We start from the raw sequence: 15,172 nt of genomic DNA, 5'->3' as shown, positions 1-15,172 counted from the left end.
TAATCATTTTGCCTTAAAATCAAAAATGATGGTTAACGCCACTAAAATAGCCTGGATAACAATGCACCAACTGGCCAATCATAAATTGACAGCATAATTTCTGTGAATAAAAATGCGTAACATCAGTCTGTAATTATAAAAACAGGATTTTGAAATATAGATATAGAGTTGCTGCACAACGCCCAAAAAGTAAAGAAAGAAAACCCGTGAACTGGTGAACACGTAAACTTTTAAACTTAATTATGGAATATAACTTCAGCGAAATAGAAAAAAAATGGCAGGACTGGTGGATAGCCAATGAAATATATAAAGTAAGCAACGATTCATCCAAACCAAAATATTATGTATTGGATATGTTTCCTTATCCCAGCGGTGCAGGCCTGCATGTAGGCCATCCGTTGGGTTATATTGCCAGCGATATTTATGCGCGTTATAAACGGTTAAAAGGCTTTAATGTTTTGCACCCGATGGGCTATGATGCATTTGGTTTGCCTGCCGAACAATATGCTATCGAACATGGCATTCATCCGGCTGTGTCAACCAAACAGAATATAGAAAATTTTCGCAGACAGTTAGATAAAATTGGCTTTTGTTTCGACTGGAGCCGTGAAGTAAACACCAGCGACCCATCTTATTATAAATGGACACAATGGATTTTCCTGCAACTCTTTAAATCATTTTATAACCGCCAGACAAAAAAGGCAGAAAGCATTAATGTGCTGGTTGCTTCCTTTGAAAAAAACGGTAATGAATATCATCCTTTTCCTAATTCACAGTTTCAATTGGCAGATGTGACTCACAGCTCACAGCTCACAGCTCATGGCTTTCAATTCACTGCCGAACAATGGAACGCATTCTCCGAAAAGCAACAGCAGGACATTCTCATGGAATATCGTCTTGCCTATTGCGGATACGGCGAAGTAAACTGGTGCGAAGCATTGGGAACTGTGTTAGCGAATGATGAAGTAGTGAACGGCGTTAGTGAACGGGGCGGTTATCCGGTTGTAAAAAAGAAATTGCGCCAGTGGTATCTGCGCATTACCGAATATGCCGACCGCTTGCTGGAAGGCCTGCAAACAGTGGATTTCAGCGAAGCGATGAAGGAAATGCAAACCAACTGGATCGGTAAAAGTTATGGCGCTGAAATAGATTTTGAAATTGATGACAGCGACAAAAAACTGCGTGTGTTTACCACGCGGCCCGATACCATTTTCGGCGTTGATTTTATGGTCATCGCACCCGAACACGAGTTGGTGGAAGAAATAACCACGCATAAACACAGGCAGGAAGTGGAAGATTATATTACCTGTGTTAAAAGCCGCAGTGAAAGGGAACGCATGGCGGAAAAAACCATCAGCGGCGCTTTTACCGGCGCGTATGCCATCAATCCTTTCGATTTAAGGCAGGTACCCATTTACATCAGCGAATATGTATTGGCGGGTTATGGCACCGGCGCTATTATGGCCGTGCCTTGCGGTGATGAACGCGACTTCCGTTTTGCCAAACATTTCAACATAGAAATTACCAATATACTCGGCAATAAATTTGATGGCAAAGAAGCCAACCCCACCAAAGATGCAGAACTGGAAAACAGTAATTTCCTAACCGGCATGCTGATGCGGGATGCCATTAAAATTATAATTAAAGAAATTGAAGACTTAGGTTATGGCAAGGCCAAAGTGAATTATAAAATGCGGGATGCCGCCTTCAGCCGGCAGCGTTACTGGGGAGAGCCTTTTCCCATTGTTTGGAAAGATGGGATTGCTTATCCTTTGGATGAAAGTGAATTGCCATTGGAGTTGCCCAAAGTTGAAAATTATAAACCCGGGCCGGAAGGCGAAGGGCCACTGGCGAATGTGAAAGAGTGGATGGAAGTTCCTGCGAGTTCGTTGGTTGACCTCACCCCCAACCCCTCCCGAATGGTCGGGACAAGTTCTCCAAAGGAGAGGGGAGCGTCAGGCGCAACTCCCGGATATATGACAAATACTCCCGAACAATGGAAAATTCTTGCCGTATATGCAAAAGAGAACAGGCAAAATAAAACTGAGGCAGAAGATAAGTTATGGCAGGCTTTGCGCAACAGGCAAATAAATAATTGCAAGTTCAGAAGGCAACATCCTGTTGCAGGTTATATTCCTGATTTTGTTTGTCTGGAAAAAAAATTAATTGTTGAGATTGATGGTGAATATCATAATGAAGAAGATCAGAAAAAATTTGATGAAGCAAGAACTGAATGGCTGAAGGAGCATCAGTATAAATTAATACGATTTACTAATGATGAAATTATAGATGATTTGCGGCAGGTATTACAAAAGATCAGCGAAAGTTTAATTGCCGCAGATGATGATACAGTTATAATGGCTCCCTCTCCTTTGGAGAGGGCAGGGGGTGAGGTCGCCCTGCGTGAATCTTCCACCATGCCCGGTTACGCAGGCTCATCCTGGTATTTTTTGCGTTACATGGACCCGCATAATAATGAAACTTTCTGCGATAAAAACGCCAGCGATTACTGGAACCAGGTGGATGTATATGTGGGTGGAACAGAACATGCTGTAGGCCATTTATTATACAGCCGCTTATGGACGAAAGTATTGTATGACCTTGGCTATATAAGCTTTGATGAGCCTTATAAAAAGTTGCTGAACCAGGGGATGATACAGGGAAGTTCAAGGTTTGTGTATCGTGATAAAAAGAATACCAATTTATTTGTCTCTTTCAATAAAATAAAAGAGCATGAGGTTGATTCTATTCATGTTGACGTGAATCTCGTTAATGGTGTTGAATTAAATATGGAAGCATTCCGCAATTCAAAACCAGAATATAAAGACGCTGTGTTCATCTGTGAAGATGGTAGCATTAATGCTCCCCTCTCCTTTGGAGAACTTGTCCCGACCATTCGGGAGGGGCCGGGGGTGAGGTCGAACCAGAAATACCTCTGCGGCGTTGAAACAGAAAAAATGTCCAAATCAAAATTCAACACGGTTGACCCTTCTGATTTGGTTGATAAATATGGCGCTGATACTTTCCGCATGTACGAAATGTTCTTAGGCCCTGTAGAACAAAGCAAACCCTGGGATACAAAAGGCATTGAAGGCGTGCACCGCTTTTTAAGAAAATTCTGGCGCCTGTTTTATAAAGAGGGTGCAACGGCTCCCTCTCCTTTGGAGAGGGCGGGGGGTGAGGTCGTTGTTACCAACGACAAAGCCACTGATGCAGAGTTAAAAATATTACACAAAGCCATCAAAAAAATAGAAGAAGATACAGAACGCTTTTCTTATAACACAGCCGTTTCTGCCTTCATGGTTTGCACCAATGAACTGGCAGAATTGAAATGCCACAAGAAGGAAATATTGGAGCCATTGGTTATCATGTTATCGTCGTATGCGCCGCATATTGCCGAAGAATTATATCATGCACTGGAAAATGAAGGCAGTGTGTTGGATGCAGCTTATCCAACCTTTAATCCAAAGTATTTGGTTGAATCTTCCAAAGAATACCCGATAAGCATTAATGGCAAGTTGCGTACAACATTAAACATTTCTTTGGAGGCATCGGAAAATGAAGTAAAAGAACTGGTGCTGCAGAATGATGTTATTCAAAAATGGCTGGAAGGAAAAGAACCTAAGAAAGTAATCTTTGTAAAAAACAGGATGGTGAATGTAGTAATATAATGATGCGTGGTGGGCGTAGAGATATGGCGATGTTAGGTTGCCTGATAATTCAGGCGCATACATTCACGTTTCACGATTTACGATTCGCAAAAATGCGCACAACTCCTGCCCGCATTCACATAAAAAAACTATCGAATGCCCGCTATTGGTTTAATTCGTGAAGGTAAAATCCCTGCTGATAACCGCGTGGCGCTTACGCCATCTCAATGCAGGTGGATATTAAAAAATACCGGCTTTAAAATTTTCGTCCAGCCTTCGCCGGCACGCTGTTTTGAAGACAGCGAATATGAACGCTCCGGGGCAGTATTGCAGGAAGATTTATCAAACTGCGATTTATTATTGGGCATAAAAGAAGTACCGGTTAATATGCTGCTTGCTGATAAAACCTATATGTTCTTTTCCCACACTAAAAAAATGCAGCCCTATAATCAAAAGCTGATGCAGGCTATGGTGGAGAAGAAAATTACATTGATAGATTATGAGTGCCTGGAACATGAAGATGGCCAGCGCATTATTGGCTTTGGTTTTTTTGCAGGTATTGTGGGCGCGCACAATGGCCTGATGGCGTATGGCGAAAGAATCGGCGCGTATAAATTAGGCCGTGTGTATAAACAAAAAGATTACCTCGAATTAATTCACACCTATTTTGGTTTAAAGCTGCCACCGGTAAAAATTGCCGTTACGGGAAGCGGCCGTGTGGCCCATGGTATCCTTGAAATAATGAACCTGGTGGATGCGCAGGAAGTGGAACCGGATGAATATGTAAGCAAAACATTTTCTTATCCCGTATATGTGCATTTAAAAGGCGCTGGTTTATATGCGCACAAAGAAAAACGTACTTATACAAGGGATGATTTTCATGCAAACGCACAGCAGTATGAATGCCTTTTTCTGCCTTACGCTGCACAAACGGATATCTTAATGAATGGCGTGTATTGGGACAAAAACATACCGCGTTTGTTTGAAGCAGATGATATAAAGACGGAAAGCTTTCGCATACAAACCATTGCCGACATTACGGATGATGCCTGCGGAAGCGTGCCTGTTAATTTAGGTGATTGCCCGATGGATGATCCCGTGTATGGTGTGGACAGGGCAACGTTTCAGCGCACCGCGCCTTATTTAGAAACAAGCATAGATGTAATGGCCGTTGGTAATTTGCCTAACGAATTGCCCCGTGACGCCAGCCGCTTTTTTGGCGAGCAGTTAATTAAGCATGTACTTGGCGACTATACAAAAGGCAGCCGTGTTATAGAAAAAGCAACCATCCTGAAACAGGGAAAGCTAACGCCGGGTTTTGCCTATTTAAGCGGGTATGCCGAAATAAGAACCGTTAACTAATGACCCGCTATAATAAAAGGCGCCACTGATTTTTCTAAGCTTCAGCCGCATTATTATATGGCGGCGATACAACCGGCCTGCCAAACACTTCCCTGAACCGGGCAAGGTATTTTCCTATCACATCAAATTCAATATTCACAACCGATCCTTTATGCACATGCTGCATGTTTGTATGTTCGTAGGTATAAGGTATGATGGCCACTTTAAAGCTGTTGAATTTTATATCGAATACCGTTAAGCTAATGCCGTTTAAACATACAGATCCCTTTTCTATAACCAGGTGGGAAAATTCTGCCGGAAACTGGAAACGGTATTCATGGCTTCCTTCTTTCACTTCAATATCAATACAAAAAGCGGTTGCATCCACATGGCCCTGCACCAAATGGCCGTCAATCCTGCCGTTCATTTGCATGCACCTTTCTATATTTACCTGCCGGTTTTCTTGCCAGGCTGAAAGATTGGTTTTGGCAATGGTTTCTTCAATGGCAGTAATACGGTGCCGGTTATTCTCCACCGCTTCTACCGTTAAGCAAACACCATCATGGCTGACACTCTGGTCAACCTTAAGTTCGCCTGACAGTGAGGAAGCAATCCAGTAACTTACATTAGCGCCGTTCTTTTCAATAGCTTCCACTGTGCCTGTGGTTTCAATGATTCCTGTAAACATGCTGGCAAATTTCAGGTTTATTGTGGTTTTTTAGGCATCAGGGCTTTTGGCTTCGCAGTATCAGCCGGCGGTTTATTGGCCGGGTTATTTTTGTTAGGAAGATTTTTGTTTTTATCGCCGGCCGGGCTTGCATCTTCGCCAGTAGGTGATTTATCATTATCATATAAATTCTGTGTATTGCTTTCGGGGGCAATGTTTTCCGGGTTGGTATTGTCATATCCCTGCTCATAATCTCCTGATTGCCCCGTACCGGTATTGCCGCCCTGTGCGCCCAGGTCCATCTGGCTGTTATTGATGTAATCATAAGCGGGCTCATCCAGGTTAATATCCGGCTTGGCAAAGCCTGCTGTGTCTGAATAAGGCAGGGTTTTATCCCCTTCCACTTTATTATAAAAATAACCCCAAACCGGCAAAGCTGCAGAAGCCCCCTGGCCATTGGTTGTGCTGCTGAAGCGGATAAACCTGTCGTCGCAACCTGACCATACACCGCAAAGCAACTGCGGCGTATAACCTATGAACCAGGCATCGCTGTTATCGTTGGTGGTGCCTGTTTTGCCGGCAATAGAACCTTTTACGCCATAGCTCCACATCCGGCGGCCCGTACCGGCGTTTACTACATTTTGCATCATGCTGATAACAAAATAGGCCGTTACATCGCTTATTACTTCCTTGCGCTGCGAGGTGCGGGTTTCCAGTACATTGCCGTTCTTGTCTTCAATGCGTGTTATATACATAGGCAGTGCATTAAACCCTCTTCCGGGAAACATGCTGTATGCCTGCAGCATTTCATACAAAGAAATTTCGCAGGAGCCTAACGCTATGGAAGGGTAGGGGTCTATTTTGGCTTTTACGTTGCAGTTCTTCAAAAAGGAAACAAAACGTTGTGCGCCCTGGTTGTCTTTGTCTCCGCCAAGCTGTTTCATAATGTAGGCTGTGGCGCAGTTGCGGCTCCAGGTAAGGGCAGATATCATCGGCATTGTATTGCCGGTGCAGGAGGCCGAAGTGGCCGGCACCATGCCATACTGGCCAAAGCTTTGCTGCTGGTCAACCACCATGGTATTAGGCGTAAACCCTGCTTCTTCAATGGCCAGGCTGTACAATAAAGGTTTTATGGTAGAGCCTACCTGTCTGCGGGTGTTTATGTTTACATGGTCGAACTTATAATTCTTAAAATCAATACCACCCACCCAGGCTTTAATATGGCCGCTTAGCGGGTCCATCGCCATAAAACCACATTCCAGCATCTGCCTGGCGTACCTGATGGAATCGTAAGGCGTCATCACGGTATCTTTTTCGCGGTTATTGTTCCAGGCAAACACCTTCATGCCCGTTTTTTCAAAGAATGTTTTGCGGATGTCTTCCTCTGAAAACCCGTCTTCCTTCAGGTTTCTCCACCGGTCGCTGGCCTTCATGGCTGCTTCCAGCACGTTTTCATGGCCTTTCCAAACCGCGCCTGATTTTATATCTTTTTGTGAGTTGAGTACTTTCTGCATATACGCCATGTGCCTGGCCACGGCTTCTTCGGCATATAACTGCATTTTAGGGTTGATAGTGGTGTATATTTTAAGGCCATCAAGGTAAAGATTATAGTTGTCGCCATTGGGTTTTGTATGCGTTTTGCACCATCTCTTTAGCTCCTCGCCCAAAACCATCCTGAAATAAGGCGCCAGGCCGGTATTTTCATTCAGTTTTTTATAATTCAGCACAATAGGCTTTGCCGTTAATCCATTGGCCTGGGTTTGCGTAATAAAATTGCTGTTCACCATTTTATTAATGATGAAATCCCTTCTTTCTTTGGCCCTTGCGGGGTACAGGCGCGGGTTATAAGCGGTGGGGGCATTTACCATGCCTATTAAGGCGGCCGCTTCTTCAATCGTTAACCTGTCGGGCTCTTTCTGAAAAAAGGTTTTGGCAGCGTTGCGGATACCGTAAATATTATCGCTGAATGGAACGGTATTGAGATACAAAGTGATGATCTCTTCCTTGGTGAAGTTGCGTTCCAGCTTAATGGCAATGATGCCTTCCTTTATTTTTTGCGGGATGCGCACAAATATGTTCGCGCTGTAATTGGTAAAAAGGTTTTTTGCCGTTTGCATGGTGATGGTGCTGCCGCCGCCCTGGCTGCCCAGGAGAAAAACAGCGCGGGCCACCGATTTGGGGTCAATGCCGCTGTGCTCATAAAAACGTTCATCTTCCGTAGCTACCAATGCTTCTATGGCATATTTGCTGATGTCGGCATATTTTACATTCACCCTGTCCTGCAAATAATATTTTCCCATCAGCGTGCCATCGTCTGCATATACCTGGCTGGCCAGCGAAGCGGAGGGGTTTTGCAGTTCTTCTATGGATGGCATTTTACCCAGCAGGCCATAATCAGCCGCCACGATCAATAAAACGCCTAAGGCAATGGCTATGAAGAACAGCCTCCATAAAATTTTTACAGATGTTTTTACCCCCGATGTTTTCTTTTTTGCATTCCTGCTCATAACTGAAATTAAAATTTGCCTGGTAACACCTTCTCCAGCATTTCCCTGTAACCGGTTAAATCTTTCGTGTCGTTTAAAATGTCGAGATTAGGCTGGCTTATGATTGTAAAACTATACTTTTCAGGCTTTAACCAGGGTATAATTGCACCTGATGCTTTAGGTTTAACTTTTTCTGTATAAATAAGCGCTGCGGCCGCATCGCTGAATGGGCCCAGCAAAATAATGCCCAGCGAATCATTGATTTTTGAAGATGTGATATTGATCTTCTGATTATAAAAATTTACCTGGTTATACCGGTTAAATGCATTGCGGGCTTCGTTGGCATAAACAGGGTCAACCTTATTCAGGATAAGGCCCACAAACTGCTGGTCTGCCGCATTGAAAGTGTATGAGCGAACGGTTGCATGAATGTTCTTAGCCGTGTCAATAGCTGGTTTTACAACCGGCGCGGCTTTTTCTACTACAGAATCAACTTTCAGTTCCTTTTTTTCATCCACTTTTTCCACTTTATTTAATGTTACAACACGGGAAGGCTCATCTTCCGGCAGGCGTGTTACCTGCAGGTTGGTGAGATAGGTTTCAATTTCCCTGCGCCTGCGCAAAACGTTAATCATGGTTTGTGCTTTCTGCGCCAGCGGCGTTCCGCCGGATTGTTTGGTTAATGCGGAAAGCGTTTTGATGGCCGCGCTGTCCTGCCTTTTGGAGATATAATAAATGGATTCTATAAACAGTAGCTGCGGTGTCCAGTGAGAGTTGCCGTACAGCCGGTCTGCAGCCGCCTTCGCTGCTTTGGCCTCATTAAATTTGCCTTCTATAAACAGGTTATATATCCTTTCATATTCTTTTGTGGCTGCATCCTCCACTGCAGGCCCTTTTGCTTTTTGCTGCCTGTTAAGAATAGCTGTAAACTTCCCGTTCTTATACTTTGTTTGTAAAACAGATGCAACAGAATCCGCAGCAGATTTTCTGCCCAGCTTGTTATAGCAATAATACAGGTTGAGCAAGGCTTCTTCTGCACGGGCATTGCCGGGAAAGCGTGCCAGCAGGCTGTCATACGCGGCAATAGCTGCATTGTAATCTTCCAGGCCGCCCTGGAATTTTTTGCCGTTGCTGAACAAGGCCTCTGCAATTTTATCGTTCGACTGGTTTAGCTTTTCTTCCGTTAAGGGCAGGTACGACATTAAGGCTTCATAAGAAACGTTGCCATTCAGGCTATCAGTAACAGGGCTGCCTGCGCCGGTCGCAGATGCGCTTAAAGAGGAATTAAGCATGCCGGAATCGTTGCCGGCATTCATACTGCCTTTTTTTGCCGCAGCCATTTGTTTTGATACGGCCGCAATCCTTCTCCAGTTATCCACATCGGGCCGGTTGCCCCAGGCGGAACGAAAACCTGCATACCCTTTGCTTTTTAAGGCGCTATTATTAAAGTACCAGTCGCCTTTGGCAGCAGCCTGCGCTGCAAATAAATCATTGGCTGACGAACTATTATTGTTATCGCCTGCAAGCCGGGCGGCAGGGTTTGCAAAGCCGGCGCTGTCTTCATCTTTCAGCCCCCGGGCTTTCCTCAACTGTTTTACTGTTTTTTTAATTAAGGCGGTGCGGCTTGCTTCCGGCATGTGCGCTACAGCCTGCAGGCTGTCTTCTATATTAATTATTTTTATATTGGCTGTTATTACCTGCAAAGCGGCCAGCCTTGTGGTTAACCTGTCCTTGTCTTCCGCATTCGAAAGGCTGTTTGCATCCACACTGTCATAAGCCTGTTTGGCAGAAAGATAATCAGGGCGCAGATAACAAATATTGCCCAGCAGCATAAAACTGAGGCTGCGCTGTGCAGGATTATTTACATTGTATTTTATGCTTTGTTTTGCAAACTGGTATGCCTGTGCGTAATTATTGCCCTGCGTTAAAACCTGCGCTGCCGTATAATAGATAAGGTCACGGTAAGCCTCGTATTTGCCTTTTTTTGCAAGGTGCATAAGGCTGGCCACTTTTTTGTTTACTGCATCGGCAGAATCTCCGGATGCATTTATCGCGTTCAGGCTGGCGTAAACGGCCATGTAAGGATCAACGGTGTGCGCCGCGCTCCTGGTAAAGTAATCCTGCGCTTCCTGTAGTTTGCCTGCGGCCATAAATAACTGAGCGGTTAAATATTCGCGCCTTGCTCTGTCCTGCTTGTCATCGTCCATGCTGGTAGCTTCGGCCAGGTGGCTGGCGGCACTGTCGTACAGATGGGATTTATAGTAAAGATAGCCGATGGTTTCATGCAGTTGCGGCTGCAGCCGTTCCGGAAAAGCAGGGTCGTACCGCAGCATTTCGAGAATAGCCGATGCTTCTGCCGGTTTATCTTCTTCTATATAATTCCTCGCAATCCATATAATGTCTTCATTTCTTTTTGGATAGGCGCCCAGTAATTTTTTCTTTTCTTTCGTGGCGATAGAAAATTCAGTGCCGGTTTCATTGCTTCCCACAGGCAGGTCATATCCTTCATCTTTCGGTGCAAAGGCATAATTTACGTAGGCAAATACATGCTCGGCCGAGTCAAAATTCTTTCGGAGAAAATAGGCCCTGCCCATTAAAAGGTACAGATCGTCCACCCAATCGTTCCGCAGGTCGTGCAGCAGGATGCCGGCATTGCACTTGTAGATCACAGTGTCTATGTCTTTATTGGCGGCTGTTGCATCCAACGTGTAATTGTAATAGGGCAGCAGCTTTGTATAATCATCTTTAAAGCCCTGCTTCGCCTTTTCAATAATTTCATTCAGGCGCTGATTGGCATTAAAAACATAATTGTAGTGCGTGATGGTGTTCTGGTAAATTCTTTTAATGGGTTTTATTTTACCATCTGTTGTTTTTTCAGAGCCCAGCGTGCGGTTTTCATACTTCTGCGGTTTCTTCAGATCAATGGTGGTGCCCGGTTGTGCGTTTGCAATAAAAAGCAAATGCACCATCAAAACAAACAGCAATAAATATCGGGCAAGTTGCATGCGGCAAATATTCTAATTATTAACTGAATAAAGGCTGAATTTCTCCTGTAAATTATTATTGTTTTTTTGCCAGAACCTTTAATGAAATTTTTCATGCCTGCCTTGTGTAATGCTGGCCTGAAGAATTTCATGACGGTTTGTTTTAAGATTTACAGTTATACTCTATTAAAACGCATTGGAAAACCGGAGATTGTTTATTGCAGCAATAATATCATTACACAGGCACAACCGTTACTTTTTTGTTCTTCTTTAATTTATCGGGCACGGCCAGTAAAATCTCTTTTTTAAATTCATCAATGAGGCGGCGTTTAGAATAGTCGCGGTGCGTTACAATACTTACCTCCCTCACCGGTACCGGCGCCTTAAAATAACGCAGGTGGTTTTTTTGGGCGGCTGTCATATCCAGTGTGGCCAGTTCCGGTAAAATGGTGATGCCATCGTTCATCTCCACCATGCGGCGCAGGGTTTCAAAACTGCCGGCCTCGTATTCAAAATGCGAGTGGGTTTTCGATTTCTGCAATTTGCATAACTGCATCATCTGCGAGCGGAAGCAATGCCCTTCCTGCAGCAGGAGTAATTGGTCGGGGTCAATATCTTTGGGGAGCAAATATGTTTTTTTATACACCGCATTGTTTTTAGATACATAAGCCAGCATTTCTTCATAAAACAACACATCTTCTTTAATGCCGCTTTCATTAATGGGCGTTACGAGAATGCCGGCGTCAATTTTACCCTGCCGCAGGTTGGCAATAATGTTGTTTGTTGTTAATTCATTCACCAGCAGTTTTATCTGTTCATGTTTTTTGGTGAAAGACGGGATGAATAAAGGCAGCAGGTAAGGCGCCAGCGTGGGAATGATGCCTATTTTTAATTCTCCTTTTACAAGGTCTTTTTTGGCATTGATCATTTCGCTGAGCACATCTCTTTCCGCTAAAATCTTTTTGGCCTGTTCTATTATCTCAATGCCCGGCTCTGTTGGCAGTACAGGCTGCTTGCTGCGGTCGAAAATTTTCATGCCCAGTTCTTCTTCCAGTTTCTGCACCTGCATGCTGAGCGTGGGCTGGGTGATAAAACATTGCGCTGCGGCTTCCGCAAAATGGCGGTGCGCATCTAATGCTACGATATATTCAAGCTGGGTAAATGTCATTATCGGTTCTATTAATCGTCGTATTACCGGTGCGTTGTCAGCAGCCAGTTATGGGTTAATACCGGCAGGTCACAGCTAATACGGCAATAGTTAATATCTATCAAAATGTAAAATTAATCAATTTAGGCAGTTTTAAATGAGCGCTTAGAGACTGTTATATCTTGACATTAATACTGCATAATTTTTATGGCAGCTTTTCGAAGTGCAGGAGCAGGTTATGCGGAAACCTGCAGGCTCCGCCGGCACGGCCGGCCTGATGGGTAATATAGCAGAGCAGCGTGTATTTCCTTTTTTCTTCGGCCTGGCCGCCACAGCGGTGTGACCGGGATTAAACAACCACACCACCCATTAACGGGTCGGTAATGCTTTCTTTTCCGGTTTCCACATGGCCGGCATATCTTCTTTCAAATGTTTTATTGCTTTTTATTTTTACGCTTACATCATACCAGTTGCTGCTTTTATTAAGGCTGATGGGAATGCCTGCCATGGCATTAGCCGCTATGGTTTGTGTAATGGTTTCAGCTTTGTAAGCGTTATCAATAATTTCAATTACCTGTTTTTGAGCTGAGCGGTTTTTAATGCTCAATTCAATATTGCCGGATAAACCTTCTGCGCCGGCCGCTTTCTGGTAATGGCAAACAATTTCAATTACAGCATTTGTTTTGTTGCCAATACATTCCCTGAAAAAACCGTTGGGGCCGTTTATGCGCAGGTGATAATTTCCATCGGCATTTACCTGCCACGTATCGGTAATGGTGTCGCCGGCAAGCACCACATAATTGCGGGGCGGCAAAGGGTTCAGCACATCATATACGATGAAAGGGGCGCCGGCCGTGTTATCGCCAAACACATCTTTCCTGTTATCAAACTGCAGGCTGAAAACATTGTTATTGAGCCTGCCTTCCACATACAACTGGTAAGGTATGGCGCAGGCCGGGCGTGTGCCTTTTTCCTGTTTTGGCATAAACGGCGAAGCGGCTGTGTTTATATTCAATGCATCTATATCAGCCTGTGCTAATTTTTTATAGCCTGATGGCAAAGCCTTAAACTGCGCTTTGTGAATGCTTTCAAGAAATGGGATTTTATCAATAGTATTGGGCAATGGAATGTTCTCCCCGTTGTATGGCCGGAACACAGAACTTAGATTGCTGCATATAGCCCTTCTGAAGCCATTTACTTCATTTGAATAAATTTTTTTGCCTGTTTTATGGGAAAGAAAATGCTCCATGAACTGAATGGGCGAAGTAAGGTCGCATACCTCAGAATTAACCCAGCCGCCGCGGCTCCATGGCGATGCAATTACCAGCGGCACCCTGAAACCCAGCCCCACCGGGCCTTCCGCCTGCTTTTTCATGCGCTCATCATCTGCCCGCATCCAGCTTTGCTGCCTGTTTACATATTCTTCCCTCGTATTAACAGAGGCAGAAACCTTGCCGCTGTTTTCTTTATATGGGTTTGGCGGAACGAATGGCGGCACATGATCGAAATAGCCATCGTTTTCATCATAGTTTAAAATGAAGATGGTTTTCTTCCATACTCCGGGGTTTTGTGTGAGTATATCAAATACCTCGCTTAAATACCAGGCGCCATACCACGGCGAGCCCGGGTGATCGGAAAAATGAGAAGGCGCCACCACCCAGGATACAGTGGGCAGCCTGCCATTTTTTACATCTTCCCTTAGCTGGTACAATACATCGCCTTTGGGCGCCTGCATTGTTCTTGCAGCGCCATTGTCATCATAAGTAATGGTTTCAAGGCTGCGATAATCTGCATCGCTGCTGTTATTGCAAAAAGCTTTTTCATGCAGGTTTTTTTGCAATGGCGACAGCTTGTTAAAGTTTTCAGGCGTGTATTTGTTTATGGCATCTTTTACATAACCGTAACTATTTTGCAGCGCTTCAAGTTGTTTTTTTAATTCCGGCAGGCCTGTATCATCAGCGGGTAATTCATCCATCCGGTCCTGTAATGTTTTTATCTTTTCCGGCAAAGCATAAATGGCTTTTTGCAAATAAGCTATATGGCCTTTTGCAAAACGGATATTAAACTGTTTAAACCATTCAATGGGGTTATCGGTAAAATTTGCCAGCCAGTCTTCTTCTTCTCCTTCAAAGCCCGTATCTATGCTTACTTCGTTCTGGTAAATTTTCCAGGATATATTATTTTCTTCGAGGTATTCGGGAAAGGTTTTCCAGCCTGCTTCCTTGCCGTAATCAACATCAGCATTATATACATTGGCAATTATATGTTCATCATGCTTTTCACGAAGTGTGCCCGTCCAGAAATGCAAACGGTTGGGCGTGGTGCCGGTAAGCGAGCTGCAGAAGTGCTGGTCGCATACAGTGAAGGCGTCAGCCAGCGCATAATAAAAAGGAATATCGGCGCGGGTAAAATGCCCCATGGTTAAAGGCATGTTTTTACATTCTTCCCGGCCTGATCTTTTTGCATCGAGCCATTTATCGTGATGGCCTTCGTTTCTTGCCATCGTCATATCATCCCAGCTATGCGGCAAAGAGCCCAGCCAGGTTATTTTACTGTCTTTCAGATCGAGGCGGAAAGGCGTATAGGTTTCGCCTTCGGCATTGGTTTGCGCCCACACCTTGTTTTTATTGGGGAGCGATATAGCCCGTGGATCGTTAAAGCCGCGAACGCCCTGCAAGGTGCCGTAACAGTGATCAAAAGAACGGTTCTCCTGCATGAGGAAAACAATATGCTCTGCATCGAGGTAAGTGCTGCCTGTATCCGGGTTTATGACAAATGCTTTTTGGATAGATGCCGGCAGGCTGCCCATTAAGCCCATGCCGCCTGATAATAATGCCGCATTTTTAAGGAATTCCCTTCTGTCTGTCATAATAAAAGAATAGCAGGTTTTGTGTAAT

Annotated in this window: 7 protein-coding genes; 2 read left to right on the top strand and 5 right to left on the bottom strand. The window is 44.4% G+C overall.

Annotated features, from left to right (window positions below):
* Positions 1-242 precede the first annotated feature (242 nt).
* On the top strand, positions 243-3,671 hold the full coding sequence (locus tag QM629_RS07690; protein ID WP_415158850.1) for a leucine--tRNA ligase: 3,429 nt from the start codon (positions 243-245) through the stop codon (positions 3,669-3,671).
* A 135-nt stretch (positions 3,672-3,806) separates the two neighbouring features.
* Complete coding sequence (locus QM629_RS07685; protein ID WP_415158848.1) at positions 3,807-5,012, top strand: NAD(P)-dependent oxidoreductase; 1,206 nt, start codon at positions 3,807-3,809, stop codon at positions 5,010-5,012.
* A 34-nt stretch (positions 5,013-5,046) separates the two neighbouring features.
* On the opposite strand, the gene QM629_RS07680 is transcribed toward QM629_RS07685, so the two are convergent.
* The 5 genes from QM629_RS07680 to QM629_RS07660 all read right to left on the bottom strand — a co-directional run bounded on the left by QM629_RS07680 (position 5,047) and on the right by QM629_RS07660 (position 15,144).
* A complete protein-coding gene (locus QM629_RS07680) occupies positions 5,047-5,679 on the bottom strand; it encodes a riboflavin synthase (protein ID WP_415158846.1) in 633 nt (210 codons plus the stop codon).
* Positions 5,680-5,696: 17 nt separating this feature from the next.
* Complete coding sequence (locus QM629_RS07675) at positions 5,697-8,165, bottom strand: transglycosylase domain-containing protein (protein WP_415158844.1); 2,469 nt, start codon at positions 8,163-8,165, stop codon at positions 5,697-5,699.
* Positions 8,166-8,173: 8 nt separating this feature from the next.
* Positions 8,174-11,149 carry a hypothetical protein gene (locus QM629_RS07670; RefSeq protein ID WP_415158842.1) on the bottom strand — a complete coding sequence of 992 codons (2,976 nt, stop codon included), beginning with the start codon at positions 11,147-11,149 and terminating at the stop codon, positions 8,174-8,176.
* 214 nt (positions 11,150-11,363) lie between these two features.
* On the bottom strand, positions 11,364-12,296 hold the full coding sequence (locus tag QM629_RS07665) for a hydrogen peroxide-inducible genes activator (RefSeq protein ID WP_415158840.1): 933 nt from the start codon (positions 12,294-12,296) through the stop codon (positions 11,364-11,366).
* Between the two features lie 328 nt (positions 12,297-12,624).
* Entirely contained in the window at positions 12,625-15,144 is a 2,520-nt protein-coding gene (locus QM629_RS07660) for a phosphocholine-specific phospholipase C (RefSeq protein WP_415158838.1), read from the bottom strand.
* Positions 15,145-15,172: the final 28 nt, after the last annotated feature.

This window comes from Parafilimonas sp., from assembly GCF_047606085.1.
In the GTDB taxonomy this organism is placed as follows: Bacteria; Bacteroidota; Bacteroidia; order Chitinophagales; family Chitinophagaceae; genus Parafilimonas.
Note: the sequence above shows the minus strand (reverse complement) of the source record. Positions and strands in the feature narration are given on the sequence as shown.